The organism is Aeromonas rivipollensis, from assembly GCF_010974825.1.
Lineage (GTDB): Bacteria > Pseudomonadota > Gammaproteobacteria > Enterobacterales > Aeromonadaceae > Aeromonas > Aeromonas rivipollensis.
On sequence record NZ_JAAILA010000012.1, the window covers coordinates 128,918 to 139,711 of the forward strand.

The 10,794-nt window shown below is 63.3% G+C and carries 11 protein-coding genes and 1 other annotated feature; of the genes, 6 read left to right on the forward strand and 5 right to left on the reverse strand.

The window, feature by feature from the left end:
* Window positions 1-39 precede the first annotated feature (39 nt).
* The 5 genes from G4923_RS09400 to G4923_RS09420 form a co-directional block, all read right to left on the reverse strand.
* Window positions 40-882 carry an alpha/beta fold hydrolase gene (locus G4923_RS09400; RefSeq protein ID WP_163136776.1) on the reverse strand — a complete coding sequence of 281 codons (843 nt, stop codon included), beginning with the start codon at window positions 880-882 and terminating at the stop codon, window positions 40-42.
* Window positions 882-1,400, reverse strand: a complete 519-nt coding sequence (locus G4923_RS09405) for a Slp family lipoprotein (RefSeq protein ID WP_139745484.1) — start codon at window positions 1,398-1,400, stop codon at window positions 882-884. Before G4923_RS09405 ends, G4923_RS09400 begins: the two co-directional genes overlap by 1 nt.
* Window positions 1,401-1,467: 67 nt before the next feature.
* A complete protein-coding gene (gene tsaB / locus G4923_RS09410) occupies window positions 1,468-2,169 on the reverse strand; it encodes a tRNA (adenosine(37)-N6)-threonylcarbamoyltransferase complex dimerization subunit type 1 TsaB (protein WP_163136778.1) in 702 nt (233 codons plus the stop codon).
* 151 nt (window positions 2,170-2,320) lie between these two features.
* The gene (locus tag G4923_RS09415) at window positions 2,321-4,231 is read right to left on the reverse strand and encodes a DNA repair helicase YoaA (RefSeq protein ID WP_163136780.1); all 1,911 of its coding nucleotides are present in this window, start codon (window positions 4,229-4,231) and stop codon (window positions 2,321-2,323) included.
* A 66-nt stretch (window positions 4,232-4,297) separates the two neighbouring features.
* Window positions 4,298-4,546: a hypothetical protein gene (locus G4923_RS09420; protein ID WP_163136782.1), complete on the reverse strand. Its 249-nt coding sequence runs from the start codon at window positions 4,544-4,546 to the stop codon at window positions 4,298-4,300.
* 185 nt (window positions 4,547-4,731) lie between these two features.
* Window positions 4,732-4,860 (forward strand) — a sequence feature (His leader region).
* Window positions 4,861-4,884: 24 nt separating this feature from the next.
* Between G4923_RS09420 and hisG the strand changes: the two genes are divergently transcribed.
* From hisG to hisA, 6 genes are read left to right on the forward strand one after another with little or no spacing between them, the layout of a single operon-like run.
* On the forward strand, window positions 4,885-5,781 hold the full coding sequence (gene hisG / locus G4923_RS09425; protein WP_106886822.1) for an ATP phosphoribosyltransferase: 897 nt from the start codon (window positions 4,885-4,887) through the stop codon (window positions 5,779-5,781).
* Between the two features lie 12 nt (window positions 5,782-5,793).
* Entirely contained in the window at window positions 5,794-7,104 is a 1,311-nt protein-coding gene (hisD, locus tag G4923_RS09430) for a histidinol dehydrogenase (RefSeq protein ID WP_163136784.1), read from the forward strand.
* Entirely contained in the window at window positions 7,101-8,201 is a 1,101-nt protein-coding gene (gene hisC / locus G4923_RS09435) for a histidinol-phosphate transaminase (protein WP_163136786.1), read from the forward strand. The genes hisD and hisC overlap by 4 nt, the downstream gene beginning before the upstream one ends.
* A gap of 12 nt (window positions 8,202-8,213) precedes the next feature.
* Window positions 8,214-9,347, forward strand: coding sequence for a bifunctional histidinol-phosphatase/imidazoleglycerol-phosphate dehydratase HisB (hisB, locus tag G4923_RS09440; RefSeq protein ID WP_163136788.1), 1,134 nt, complete (start codon window positions 8,214-8,216; stop codon window positions 9,345-9,347).
* Window positions 9,347-9,979, forward strand: a complete 633-nt coding sequence (hisH, locus tag G4923_RS09445) for an imidazole glycerol phosphate synthase subunit HisH (protein ID WP_163136790.1) — start codon at window positions 9,347-9,349, stop codon at window positions 9,977-9,979. Before hisB ends, hisH begins: the two co-directional genes overlap by 1 nt.
* Before the next feature lie 5 nt (window positions 9,980-9,984).
* Entirely contained in the window at window positions 9,985-10,719 is a 735-nt protein-coding gene (hisA, locus tag G4923_RS09450; RefSeq protein ID WP_163136792.1) for a 1-(5-phosphoribosyl)-5-[(5-phosphoribosylamino)methylideneamino]imidazole-4-carboxamide isomerase, read from the forward strand.
* Window positions 10,720-10,794 lie beyond the last annotated feature (75 nt).

Here is a 10,794-nt window from a genome sequence, read left to right on the forward strand (position 1 = left end):
GGGAGAAAGCAAACCTGACATGATTCAAAGCCGGCGATCCTACCGGATCTGACAGAAATTTTCGATATAAACGGCGGTTTTTGCCGAATTTTCCATATGGAAGTGATGATTTCCCGCCACCTGTACCATTTCAATCTGGCCAAAGGCCGGCCCTCGCAACTGCCACTGCGTCAGCAGACTCGGGAACCCCTGCTCGCCACGGATAAAGAGCACAGGGCAGGCGATGGCCCGGATCAGCGCCTGGGCCTGGCCTTCGCTCATGCGCATGGGTGAGAGATCCCGCAGACGGGGATCGCTGCGCCAATGCAGCCGCCCATCCCGCGCCTCCAGCTGGCGCTCGCAGATAAGGCGCGCCGCCGCCGGGGAGATGTCAGCAACCTTGCAGCGGGCCGCCACCGCCTCGTCGAGGGAGGCAAACCCACTGGACGCTCGCTCGCGAGTACGGCTGCGATTGAGAATGGCCCGCCGCAGCTGGGCGGGTACCTCCTCATCGGGTTGGCTGAGCGGCCCCAGCCCCTCCAGCAGGATGAGCCGCACTATCTGCTCGGGGAAAACCCCGGCATAGGCGCTGGCGATCAGGGCCCCGAGAGAGTGGCCGAGCAGGATGAAGCGCTGCCAGCCCGCAGCCTGGGCAATCTGATGGAGATCGTCGAGCCAGTCGACGAAGACATAGGGGGTGGCTTTGTGATCCGAATGACCGTGTCCCGGCAGATCGACGCAGACCAGGTGGCACTCATCGAGATGGGGGGCAAGGGGCAGGAAGCTGGCGCCGTTGTCGAGCCAGCCGTGCAGGGCAATGACCAGGGGCTTGCCCTGCCGGCCGTTATCCAGCAGGGCGATGCGCCGTCCGTCGGCCAGGGTGAGGAAGCGCTCTTCCATCATCACCAGCGGGAGTAGTGGCGTCTTGGCCAGAAGGGATCATAGAAGGGGTCGTAGAAGTAGGGGTCCATGTAGCGGATCTCCACCTCCTTCACCGGCGGCCACAGCTTGCTGGCGGTGACCTTGAGCACAGAGAAACGATACTTGTGATCCCCTATCTGGCTGTCCACCGGCTTGTCCAGGGTGCCGAGCACCGTCAGGCTGCGTCCCTTGGCATAGAGCGTCGGATCCACAAAACCCTTCATGACGGCCAGAAAACGCCCCGGGCTCTGCTCCGTCTGGGTCGGTACGCCATTGGCTTTGAGCGGCAAGTAGACCACCTCGATGATGCTCTGATCCTGCTCGTTGTGCACCGCAGAGATGACGCCGCTCCAGCGCGCGGGCTTGCCCTCCATCCCCTGCAGGGCAGGTTGATAGGCCACCAACTGGCTTTCCGGCTCATAGGCCAGCTCCTTGGGCACCGAGCTGCAGCCGACTAGCAGCAGCCCTGTCAGGCCCAGCATGATCACGCGTTTCATCATTTGCCTCTCCTTGTCCGCGCCGTCCGCCTTCACTCGTTGGCGTCGCGTCGCGGCTCGCCGTTGGATGTCACTCGCGACCGGGCAGCTTTTTCCAGGTCACCTTGTCGCGCAAATATACCGGTGTGGCCTGCTCCACAGCGACCGCCTCCCCCGCCAGCCAGGCGGCCCGAGCCAGGGGCAGCATGTCGACCGCCACCGGGAAGCGAACCTGGCTCACCGCCAGCTCGTCGGCCAGGGCGTTGAGCGTCTCGCCATAGGTTTCAAAGCCGGTTCCGACGCAGCTCAGGCTGCCCGCCAGCTTGCCGCGCGCTTCAATCAGGGCGGCGGGATCGCTCACCACTTCCTCCCCCACCAGTTGCATGCGGCCATCACACAGCTCGTAGTGGCCAAAATAGACCTCGTTCATCCGTGCATCTATGGCGGTCAGCACCCGCTCGGCGCCGTCGAGACGATGAGCCCCCTGGGCCATGGCAGCCAGGGTGGAGATGCCAATGAGCGGCACGCCGGCGCCAAAGGCGAGCCCCTGGGCCACGCTGATCCCGATGCGCACGCCGGTAAAGGAGCCCGGTCCACGCCCAAAGGCGATGGCGTCGAGCTCAGCCAACGATAGACCGGCCTCGTCTAACACAGCCTGAACCATGGGCAGGATTTTTTGGGTGTGATCCCGCGGCGCCTCTTCCCAACGGGAGAACAGCTTGTCGCCCACCAGCAGGGCGGCGGAGCAGGCTTCGGTGGCGGTATCAACGGCCAGGATCTTCAACTCGGTCATGGGTTCCAATCTCTATAAATCAGTCAATGACATAACGTGCAAGCGGGATCTGCTCACCCGTTTTCTTAACATGGCAAATCAGTCAATCGCTAGCCACCCGCCAGCATCGCAGGTCGAATGCCGAGCGCACCGGGTACGCGGTCTGTCAGGCTCAAGCGCCCCGGTCAAAGAAACTCCCCAACGACTCTAACTCCCGGGTGCGAGGAATGGCGGGCAGACTCTTGATAAAGGTGGCGCCATAGGGCTTGTTGACCACGCGCGGATCACAGATGACCAGCACGCCGTGATCACTGCGATCACGAATGAGCCGCCCCACCCCCTGTTTCAAGGCAATCACCGCCTTGGGCAGCTGGAGCTCGGCGAAGGGATCTCCCCCCTTGAGCTTGCAATCATCCACCCGCGCCTTGAGCAGCGGGTCGTCCGGGCTCGCAAACGGCAGCTTGTCGATGATAACACAGGACAATGCCGCCCCTCGCACGTCTATCCCCTCCCAGAAACTGCTGGTAGCCACCAGCACGGCGCGCCCATTCTCCACGAAGGTCTTGAGCAGCCGCTGCTTGTTATCCTCCCCCTGCAGCAGGACGGTGCGGCCTATCTCCCGGCGCAGCACCTCGGCCACCTGCCGCATCACCTGATGGCTGGTGCAGAGGAAGAAACAGCCCCCCGGCGTCTTGTTGATAAGGGGGATCATCAGATTGGCGAGCTGTTCCCCCCGCCCGAAGGCATTGGGCTCAGGCAGGAAGCGCGGTACGCACAACCGCGCCTGTTCGGCGTAGTCAAAGGGGCTGTCTAGGATAAGCTCGGCGCTGCCGGCCAGCCCCAGCTCCGCCTTGAAGTGATCGAAACGCATATCCACCGTCAGGGTGGCTGAGGTAAAGATCCAGGCCACCTCGGGCTTTTGCACCTCGGCGCCGAACCGCTCGGCCACCGACAAGGGGGTGAGATTGAGGGAGAAGTGCAGCCGGGAGCAGTCATACCAGTAGGAGAAACCTGTCTGGTTCACCGCCAACACCTCACCGAGGCGGGTGCGCAGCTCGCAGACTCGCTCGAAGGCGTGATCCAGCTGTTCACCGCGCCCGAGCGCCAGTTTGAGCACCTCGTAGCAGAGCCCGATGGCGTCGTTGAGACGGGCCAGCGCCTGGCCCCAGAGCGGCTGGCGCAGGATATCGCGGGTATTGCCGCGCCCCCCCTCTATCCCGAAGGCGAGGCGCAAGTCCTGGCTCGCGATGGAGAGCCTGTCCGCCGCCTTGCCAAGCTGCCCCATGTCGTGGGCCTCGGCTCTATAGGCGAGCTGGATGTCCTGCGCCAGATCCAGAATGGTGCGGCTGCCCACCGACTTGCCGAAATAGTTGGTTGCGATCTCAGGCAACTGGTGCGCCTCGTCGAACACATAGACTTGCGATTCGGGCACCAGCTCGCCAAATCCGGTATCTTTCACCGCCATATCGGCGAAGAAGAGGTGATGATTGATCACCACCACCTGGGCATCCATGGCCCGTCGCCGAGCCACCACCAGATGGCAGTCGTCGTAATAGGGGCAGTCGCGGCCGAGGCAGTTGTCGTTGGTGCTGGTGACGTGGGCGAGGATCTCGGCGTTCTCCTGCAGCCCCGGAATGTCACCCACATCGCCGTTGTCGGTGGCGGTGGACCAGGACTTCACCTTGACCAGATCGCTGAGGATCTCGGGCTTTTGCAGGTGGGATTCGCTCAAGAGGCGGTTCATCCGCTCTATGCACAGATAGTTGCTGCGCCCCTTGAGCAGGGCCACCGGCGGGGTGTAGGAGAGCGCGCCTGTGATGGTGGGGAGATCCCGGTAGAAGAGCTGCTCCTGCAGGTTCTTGGAGCCAGTGCTTATCACCACCCGCTTGCCGGATTCCAGCGCCGGCACCAGATAGGCGTAAGTCTTGCCGGTGCCGGTGCCCGCCTCCACCAGCAGGCGGCCGCCGCTCTTGATGGCGCGCGCCACCGCTTCGGCCATCTCCAGTTGCGGCGCACGGGCCTTGAAGCCCTCGATGTGGCTGGCCAGAGGGCCATCTGGCTTGAACAGGGTCTGGATGGTCAAAGGAGGGTCCCGCGCAAAAGCGGCCATTATGCCAAAAGCGTGGCGAAAGCGGGACTGATAATGCGTTCAGACGAAGAGATCGATCTGATGGTCCGGATCCGGCTTGTGATCATCTTCCTGCGCCTTTGGCTGATCACGCTTGGCCGGGTGATGTCCCTGCTGGTACTGCTGGGCGCCGCCGCCGCCGTTGTCAGTACCAATCTTGCGCAACTGATGCTTCTGGCTGATTTGGGTCACCTCCCGCTTGATGTCGTCGGGGCTCGGGGTCGACGGCGCGCGCGGCAAGATGGGGAATAACAGGTCCTGGCTGGGCATGGTGATCACTCCTCAGGCTATCTTGATTAGTTATCGACCAGAAAACCGTTTTCTCCACTTTAATCGGGCAAATCACAATTTCAGGTTGCATTTTCTGTCAAGGCAGGTAGTTTAAATCAGGCGTCAACTACGACATCTTATTTGTAAAGGATTGATTACATGAAGTTCACCCTGCTGAAGACTCATCATCACCATCATCATCCCGACTAGTCTTTCAGGAGGTTGATTGCTGGAAGACACTTAACTGGTGACTTCCAAAAGGACCGCAAGATTCATGAACCCTCGGAAGCACACACTTCCGAGGGTTTTTTCGTTTTTGACTAGAAGGAAATCGAGCAATGGAAACACAACGTCTGCGCATCGCCATGCAAAAATCCGGTCGCCTGAGCCAGGACTCCCAGGCCCTGTTCAAGAGCTGCGGCCTCAAAATTAACCTGCGCGAGCAGCGCCTTATCGCCCACGTGGAGAACATGCCCATCGACATACTGCGGGTGCGTGATGACGACATCCCGGGGCTGGTGATGGAAGGGGTGGTCGACCTTGGCATCATAGGCGAGAACGTACTGGAAGAGGTGCAGCTCATTCGCGCCTCCCAGGATCTGCCCTATCAGGTCAAGACCCTCAAGCAGCTCGACTTCGGTGGCTGCCGCCTCTCCCTGGCGGTACCGGAAGACGTCACCTACACAGGGCCGCAAAGTCTGGCAGGCAAGCGTATCGCCACCTCCTACCCCGGGCTGCTCAAGCGCTTCTTCGACGAGAAGGGCCTTAATTTCAAGAGCGTGATGCTGGGCGGCTCGGTGGAAGTGGCGCCCCGCGCAGGACTGGCCGATGCCATCTGCGACCTGGTCTCCACCGGCGCTACCCTGGAGGCCAACGGCCTCAAAGAGGTGGAGGTGATCTACCGCTCCAAGGCGGTACTGGTGCAGGCTCCCAACCCCTTGAGTGAGGCCAAGCAGAAGCTCATCGACAAGCTGCTGCCCCGCATCCAGGGGATGCAGCAGGCCCGCGAGAGCAAGTACATCATGCTGCACGCCCCTAAAGACAAGCTCGATGCCATCACGGATCTGCTGCCGGGCGCCGAGCGCCCCACCATAATGCAGCTGGCCGGTGACACCAATCAGGTGGCGCTGCACGTCGTCTCCAGCGAGACCCTGTTCTGGGAGACCATGGAGCAGCTCAAGGCCCTCGGCGCCAGCTCCATCCTGGTACTGCCCATCGAAAAGATGATGGAATAAGGAAGGGACATCATGCAGACCCTGATCTGGAAGACCCTCTCCCCCACCCAGCAGGCCGATGTGCTGACCCGCCCCGCCCTCAATGACGAGGCGGACATAGGTGCCGTGGTCAAGGAGATCATCGGCGCCGTGCGCAGCCGGGGCGACGACGCCCTGCGGGAACTAGGCCTGCGCTTCGAGCGCGCCCCCCGCGAGCAGCTGCGCGTCAGCGAGGACGAAATAGAGGCCGCCTGCGCGCGGCTGGATGACGGCATCAAGAGTGCCATCGAAGCGGCCATCGCCAACATTCGTACCTTCCACGCCGCGCAAGCGCAACCCGTGGTGCGGGTGGAGACCCAGCCCGGGGTGGTGTGCGAGCTGCGCACCCAGCCCATCAGCCGGGTCGGCCTCTATGTGCCGGGGGGCAGCGCGCCGCTCCCCTCCACAGTGATGATGCTGGCCATTCCGGCAAGCCTGGCCGGCTGCCGCGAGGTGGTGCTCTGCACCCCGTCGCCGGCCAGCGACGAGATCCTGTTTGCCGCCCGCGCCTGCGGCGTCGAAAAGGTGTTCGCCATCGGCGGCGCCCAGGCCATCGCCGCCATGGCCTACGGCACCCAGAGCATTCCCAAGGTAGACAAGATCTTCGGCCCGGGCAACGCCTACGTGACCGAAGCCAAGGGCCAGGTCTCCCGTGACTGGCGCGGCGCCGCCATCGACATGCCCGCCGGCCCCTCCGAGGTGCTGGTGATTGCCGACGAGAGCGCCAATCCTGCCTTCGTGGCCGCGGATCTGCTCTCCCAGGCCGAGCACGGCCCCGATAGCCAGGTGGTGCTGGTGACCACCTCGCCGCTCCTGGCCGACGCCATCGCAGGCGAGATCAAGGGCCAGCTGGCCCAGCTCAGCCGCCGCGACATCGCCGCCCAGGCGCTCGGCAGCAGCCTGGTGATCCTCTGCGACAATCTGGACGAGGCCTGCGCCATCTCCAACGCCTATGCGCCCGAGCACCTGATAGTGCAGACCCAAGCGCCCCGCGATCTGCTGGACAGACTCGAGAACGCCGGCTCCATCTTCTTGGGCGCCTGGACGCCCGAGTCGGTCGGCGATTACGCCAGCGGCACCAACCACACCCTGCCCACCTACGGCTATGCCCGCACCTGCTCCAGCCTCGGGCTCGCGGATTACCAGCGCCGCTACACTGTGCAGGAGCTGAGTATCGAGGGGATCCAGGGCCTTGGTCCCATAGTCCAGCGCATCGCCGATGCGGAAGGGCTGGATGCCCATAAAAACGCCGTCACCCTCAGATTGAACGCACTTTCAAGCCAGCAGCAGAAGGATTTGTCATGAGCATCGCCAATCTGGCTCGCCGCGTGGTGCGGGCCCTCACCCCTTACCAATCCGCCCGTCGCATCGGTGGTCAGGGTCATGTCTGGCTCAACGCCAACGAGGCGCCGCTGGCCTACCCCTTCACCATCGAGGGCAACCGCCTCAACCGTTACCCCGAGTGCCAGCCGGCCGAGGTGGTCAACGGCTACGCCGCCTACGCCGGGGTCAATCCGAGCCAGGTGCTGGTGAGCCGCGGCGCCGACGAGGCCATAGAGCTGCTGATCCGCACCTTCTGCGAGGCGGGGGAAGATCAGATCCTCATCTGCCCCCCCACCTACGGCATGTACGCCATCAGCGCCGAGACCTGCGGCGTCGGCATCGTCGAGCAGCCGCTCACCGCCAGCCGTCAGCCGGACTGGCCCGCCATCGCGGATCGCCTCTCCGATGTGAAGCTGGTGTTCCTCTGCTCCCCCAACAACCCCACCGGGGATCTGGTGGGCCGCAAGGGGCTCATCGCCTTGCTGGAGAAGGCCCGGGAGCGCGCCATCGTGGTGGTGGACGAGGCCTACATCGAGTTCTGCCCGGAAGGCTCAGTGGTGGATCTGCTGGACCAATACCCCAATCTGGTGGTGACTCGCACCCTCTCCAAGGCCTTTGCCCTGGCGGGGATCCGCTGCGGCTTTACCTTGGGCAATCCCGAGGTGATCACCATGCTGGCCAAGGTGATAGCCCCCTACCCCATCCCCGAGCCCATCGCCCAGATAGCGGCCCAGGCCCTCTCCCCCATGGGGCTGGCGCTGATGCAGGAGCGGGTGCAGGAGCTCAACAAGCAGAAGGCTCTCATCAAGGCCGAGCTGCTTCGGCTTGGCTGCGTGAAAGAGGTGTTCGAGGACAAGGGCAACTTCGTGCTGGTGCGCTTCACCGATGGCGCCGCCGTCTTTGCCGCCATGAAGGCCGCCGGCATCATCTTGCGTGATTTTTCCAGCAAGCCGGGCCTGGACAACAGCATCCGCATCACCATCGGCTATCAGGGGGAGATGGACGCCGTCCTCACAGTGCTGCGCGATCTATCGAACAGCACCCCCTCAGCCAGCAACCCGTCTGCCGCCAGCGTATAAGGAAGTAGCCAGATGAAGACCCCGTTTTTGTTTATCGACCGTGACGGCACCTTGATAGAAGAGCCGGTGACCGACAAGCAGGTGGACAGCCTCGCCAAGCTGCGCTTCGAGCCCATGGTGATCCCGGTGCTGCGCGAGCTGCAGGCCGCCGGTTACGTGCTGGTGATGGTGACCAACCAGGATGGGCTGGGCACCGCCAGCCTGCCGCTGGAAAACTTCCAGCCCCCTCATGATTTGATGATGCACCTCTTTGAATCCCAAGGGGTGAACTGGGAGCAGGTGCTGATCTGCCCCCACTTCCCCACCGACGGTTGCAGCTGCCGCAAGCCGAACCTCGGGTTGGTGAAGGAGTACCTCGCCTCGGGTCGTATCGACTTTGCCAACTCCTTCGTGATAGGCGACAGACAGACAGATCTGCAACTTGCCGAGAACATGGGCATCCGCGGCATTCGCTACCAGCCGCAGGATCACGACTGGCTCGCCATCCGTGATCAGCTGCTCTCCAAGGGGCGGGTGGCCGAGGTGGAGCGCTACACCAAGGAAACCCGCATCCAGGTGGCAGTGGACTTGGACAAGAGCGGCGGCAACCAGATTGCCACCGGCATCGGCTTCTTCGATCACATGCTGGATCAGATAGCCACCCACGCCGGGTTCCGCCTCAAGCTGAAAGTCAGCGGCGATCTGCACATCGACGATCACCACACGGTGGAAGATGTGGGACTGGCCCTGGGTCAGGCCCTGCGCCAGGCCCTTGGCAACAAGCGCGGCATAGGTCGCTTCGGCTTCGTGCTGGCGATGGACGAGGTACAGGCTGTGATCGATGGCCGCCCGCGCCATACCACCGATACCCCCTCCCTCACCGAGCTGGACGTGGCCACGGCGCTGGACTTGAGCGGCCGCCCCTACTTCGTGTTCGACTGCCCGAGCGGCTTTGGCCGCGACAGCGTGGGCGAGATGGCCACCGAGATGGTGCCCCACTTCTTCCGGTCGCTCTCGGACGCCATGGCCATCACCCTGCAGATGAAGGTGGGCAGCGGCAACACCCACCACCAGGTAGAGGCGCTGTTCAAGGGCTTTGGCCGCGCCCTGCGCCAGGCCATCCGGGTGGAAGGGAGCGAACTCCCCTCCAGCAAGGGGGTGCTGTGATGGGTTTGAGTAAGCAAAACCTCGTCATCATCGACACCGGCTGTGCCAATTTGGCCTCGGTGCGGATGGCGTTCGAGCGCCTCGGCGTGGCGCCGCAGGTCTCCTGCCAGGCCGCCGACATCGAGCAGGCAGACAAGCTGATCCTGCCCGGGGTGGGCACAGCGGTGGCCGCCATGAAAAACCTCAACGAACGGGGACTTGTGCCCCTTATTCGCGCCGCCAAGCAGCCCCTGCTGGGCTTTTGTCTCGGCATGCAGATGCTGGCACAAGCCTCCGAGGAGACCATGAGTGGCAGTGACGAATCGGATGAGGGCTTGATCGAGGGCCTCGGCATAGTGCCTGGCAGGATCCGGCTGATGGAGGTGGGCAATCTGCGCCTGCCCCACATGGGCTGGAACCAGATTGAGCACGATGAGACCCACCCGTTGCTGAGAGGGATCCGAAGCGGCAGCTACTTCTACTTCGTCCACTCCTACGCCCTGGAAGTGACAGAGGCGTCCCTCGCCACCTGCGACTATGGCCAGCCCTTCACCGCCATCGTCGGCCGTGACAACTTCTTCGGCGCCCAATTCCACCCGGAGCGCTCAGGCAGTGCCGGTGCCTGTTTACTGCAAAACTTTCTGGAGCTGTAACAAGGATGATCATTCCCGCAATTGACCTCATCAATGGCCAGGTAGTCCGACTCTATCAGGGGGACTACGGCCAGAAGACCGCATACAGCAGCAGCCCTCAGGCCCGCTTCGACGACTATGTTGCCCAGGGGGCGGAGCAGCTGCACCTGGTGGATCTGGACGGCGCCAAGGATGCAAAAGCGCGCCAGCTCGCCCTCATCACCGAGCTGCTCGCCGTAACCCAGGCGCCGGTGCAGGTGGGCGGCGGGGTGCGCAGCGAGCAGGACGTGGCAGACCTCTTGGCCGCCGGCGCCAACCGGGTGGTGGTCGGCTCCACCGCCGTCAAGTCCCCGGATCTGGTGGCTAGCTGGATGGAAAAATACGGCCCCGAGCGCATAGTGCTGGCGCTGGACGTCAATATCGATGCCCAGGGCAATCGCCAGATTGCGGTGGCAGGCTGGCAGGAGAACAGCGGTGTGAGCCTTGAGGCGCTGATCGAGCGCTTCCTCCCCGCCGGGCTCAAGCACGTGCTCTGCACCGACATCAGCCGGGATGGGACCCTTTCGGGCAGCAACGTCGAGCTCTACCGGGATCTCTGCGCCCGTTACCCCAGCGTGGCGTTTCAGGCCTCAGGCGGCATCGGCGGCCTGGCCGACATTGAGGCGCTCAAGGACACAGGCGTCAAGGGGGTCATCCTCGGCCGCGCGCTCCTCGAGGGCAAGTTCGACGTGAAAGAGGCCATCGCCTGCTGGGATGAATGACCACGGGATCACCCGGTGATCCCTAAGGTGCCTGTCCGGCCATCAGCGCCGGAGCAGGCACCTTTTCTTCTGAGG

What these genes read in the sequence shown, in the direction of transcription:
- hisC (WP_163136786.1), top strand. Translation starts at nt 7,101, where the DNA reads ATGAGCATCGCCAATCTGGCTCGCCGCGTGGTGCGGGCCCTCACCCCT.
- hisA (WP_163136792.1), top strand. Translation starts at nt 9,985, where the DNA reads ATGATCATTCCCGCAATTGACCTCATCAATGGCCAGGTAGTCCGACTC.
- hisG (WP_106886822.1), top strand. Translation starts at nt 4,885, where the DNA reads ATGGAAACACAACGTCTGCGCATCGCCATGCAAAAATCCGGTCGCCTG.
- G4923_RS09405 (WP_139745484.1), bottom strand. Translation starts at nt 1,400, where the DNA reads ATGATGAAACGCGTGATCATGCTGGGCCTGACAGGGCTGCTGCTAGTC.
- hisD (WP_163136784.1), top strand. Translation starts at nt 5,794, where the DNA reads ATGCAGACCCTGATCTGGAAGACCCTCTCCCCCACCCAGCAGGCCGAT.
- G4923_RS09400 (WP_163136776.1), bottom strand. Translation starts at nt 882, where the DNA reads ATGATGGAAGAGCGCTTCCTCACCCTGGCCGACGGACGGCGCATCGCC.
- tsaB (WP_163136778.1), bottom strand. Translation starts at nt 2,169, where the DNA reads ATGACCGAGTTGAAGATCCTGGCCGTTGATACCGCCACCGAAGCCTGC.
- hisH (WP_163136790.1), top strand. Translation starts at nt 9,347, where the DNA reads ATGGGTTTGAGTAAGCAAAACCTCGTCATCATCGACACCGGCTGTGCC.
- hisB (WP_163136788.1), top strand. Translation starts at nt 8,214, where the DNA reads ATGAAGACCCCGTTTTTGTTTATCGACCGTGACGGCACCTTGATAGAA.
- G4923_RS09420 (WP_163136782.1), bottom strand. Translation starts at nt 4,546, where the DNA reads ATGCCCAGCCAGGACCTGTTATTCCCCATCTTGCCGCGCGCGCCGTCG.